1 protein-coding gene is annotated in these 1,241 nt (G+C 57.0%); it reads left to right on the top strand.

The window, feature by feature from the left end; translation table 11 throughout:
* The first annotated feature begins 63 nt into the window (after positions 1–63).
* A protein-coding gene (locus ACMUVN_RS33235; protein ID WP_183909704.1) for an IS3 family transposase occupies positions 64–1,211 on the top strand; the annotation gives its coding sequence in 2 pieces (ribosomal slippage) (positions 64–313 and positions 313–1,211; 1,149 coding nt in all).
* Positions 1,212–1,241: the final 30 nt, after the last annotated feature.

Here is a 1,241-nt window from a genome sequence, read left to right as displayed (position 1 = left end):
TGGCCTGCTGCCGGTTTCATGGACATCGAGTTAAGGTGTTCCTCCTGAAACCGGAGAGCATGAATGCAAAGACGAATATTCAGCCGCGAGTACAAGCTTGAGGCTGTGAAGCTTGTCAGGGAACGTGGGGTCACTGTTGCGCAGGCGGCTCGTGATCTTGATGTCCACGAGAATGTCTTGCGCAAATGGGTTCGTGAATACGGCGACGATCCCAGCCAGTCGTTTCCTGGAAAAGGGCATATGAAGCCGGAGCAGCTTGAGATCGAGCGGCTCCGTCGTGAAGTCGCCAAGCTGAAGGCGGAGCGCGATATCCTAAAAAAGGCCGCAGCCTACTTTGCCAGGGACGCGATATGAAGTTCGCGTTCATTGCAAAGCACCGTTCGATCTGGCCGGTGGCATGGCTCTGCGAAGCGCTGGGAGTTTCCCGATCAGGCTTTCACGCCTGGCTCAATCGTTCTCCGAGCGAACACGCCCGCTATGATGAGCTCTTGCTGGACAAGATCACGCAGAGCTTCAAGTCCAGCGACCGCACTTATGGTGCTCGACGGGTCTGGCACGATGTGCTGGAAGAGGGGTTATCCTGCGGCCTCCATCGTATAGAGCGGCTGATGCGCTTGAATGCGCTCAGGGCCAGGCCAAGACGGCGTGGCTTGCCAAAGGATGCCGGTGACCGTGCCGTCATCATGCCGAACGTCCTCGACCGCCAGTTCGTAGCGGACCGTCCGAACCAGAAGTGGGTGGCTGACTTCACCTATATCTGGACCGCAGAGGGCTGGTTGTATGTCGCAGCAGTCATCGACCTGTTCTCACGCCGTGTCGTTGGCTGGTCGATGAATGCCAACATGACGGCCCAACTCGTCACCGATGCACTGATCATGGCGATCTGGCGTCGAGGAAAACCGGACGCGCTGCTGCACCATTCCGATCAGGGTAGCCAATATACGAGCGAGCAGTTCCAGCGCCTCATGGGCGACCACGGCATCACCTGTTCGATGAGCCGTTCCGGAAATGTCTGGGACAACGCAGCAATGGAGAGCTTCTTCTCATCACTGAAAACGGAGAGAACGGCACGCAAGGTATATCGCACGAGGAACGACGCCAGAGCGGACGTGTTCGATTACATCGAGCGCTTCTACAACCCGAAACGTCGCCACTCGACACTGGGGTATCTCAGCCCAAATGACTTTGAAACCAAGGTGGGATTAGCTTAATCTCGTGTCCGATAAACCGGCAGCAGGCCA

The organism is Rhizobium sp. IY2, from assembly GCF_047532935.1.
GTDB lineage: Bacteria > Pseudomonadota > Alphaproteobacteria > Rhizobiales > Rhizobiaceae > Rhizobium > Rhizobium anhuiense.
Note: the sequence above shows the minus strand (reverse complement) of the source record. Positions and strands in the feature narration are given on the sequence as shown.